This window comes from Pseudomonas sp. P5_B2 (genome assembly GCF_056400445.1).
In genome coordinates this window covers 1-623 of the sequence record NZ_JBFULH010001409.1, presented here as the reverse complement: position 1 = coordinate 623, position 623 = coordinate 1, and the positions used below count along the sequence as shown (strand labels likewise).

The window sequence follows — 623 nt, the reverse complement described above, 5'->3', positions numbered from 1 at the left end:
TACTGAAACTATTACTTTCCGACTCCAGCCATAAAGATGTAAAAATTATAGCCATATACGAACTCGACTGGGCTGACGTACCAATAGAAAAAGAATACGCACCTTTCATCAGCGACATTCTAAAAACGATTCCGACTGACGAAGTTGAAGCAGAACTAAAAAATTTACTCACCAAAGCTGAGTCAGCAGCGAAATAGCCCAGAGATTGCATGCGACGAACCAACAAAGGGGACGGATTTATTTTCTCTGATGAAAATAAATCCGTCCCCTTTTATCCTGCCAAACAGGCATACATTTTCGCCTAAATGCTGGAATGATGTAAAAATTCTCAAAGATACTGATGAGGTAGCGTTAGAGCCCGGAAAAATTATACGTAACGAACCAGGGGCTTTAATCACCGAACACACCAAAGTCGTTGATGGCGCTGAATGGCAAGTAATTAAAGAAAACGGCACAGTGACTTCATCTTATCCAACAGGAGCCACTCCATGAGAAACGATGAAAAAGACGAGATTTATGAAAAGCTTTATTCATGGATCGGTGACTCAGAAGATTCATACTGGACTGAATACAGCTCTGAATTAGTCGCAAAATCAGTTTTAGTTGATTTCAAAGATCAGCAA

1 protein-coding gene and 1 pseudogene are annotated in these 623 nt (G+C 40.1%); both read left to right on the top strand.

The window, feature by feature from the left end; genetic code table 11:
* Positions 1-197, top strand: a pseudogene (locus AC1DRJ_RS31520) (HEAT repeat domain-containing protein); the annotation flags it as partial.
* Between the two features lie 52 nt (positions 198-249).
* The gene (locus tag AC1DRJ_RS31515) at positions 250-492 is read left to right on the top strand and encodes a hypothetical protein (protein WP_477805545.1); all 243 of its coding nucleotides are present in this window, start codon (positions 250-252) and stop codon (positions 490-492) included.
* Positions 493-623: the final 131 nt, after the last annotated feature.

What these genes read in the sequence shown, in the direction of transcription:
- AC1DRJ_RS31515 (WP_477805545.1), top strand. Translation starts at nt 250, where the DNA reads ATGAAAATAAATCCGTCCCCTTTTATCCTGCCAAACAGGCATACATTT.